The sequence below is a fragment of the Kineococcus sp. AC630 genome, assembly GCF_979255925.1.
Window position 1 is genome coordinate 1 of the sequence record NZ_CEEDMJ010000148.1, and the last position, 236, is coordinate 236.

Genomic DNA, 236 nt, shown 5'->3' on the forward strand with positions numbered 1-236 from the left:
CCACGGTCGAGCCCCGCGCCACCGGCCACGTCACCGAGATGGTCGTGCTGATCGGGCGCCTGATCGAGCGCGGTCACGCCTACGCCGCGGGCGACGGGTCGGGCGACGTCTACGTCGACGTGCGCTCCTGGCCCCACTACGGCGAGCTCACCCACCAGAAGCTCGACGACATGGCACCGGCCACCGACGCCGACCCCCGCGGCAAGCGCGACGCCCGCGACTTCGCCCTCTGGAAG

General features: G+C 73.3%; 1 pseudogene. It reads left to right on the forward strand.

Annotated features, from left to right (window positions below):
* Nucleotides 1-236 (forward strand): annotated as a pseudogene (locus tag AC0I8G_RS26200) (cysteine--tRNA ligase); the annotation flags it as partial.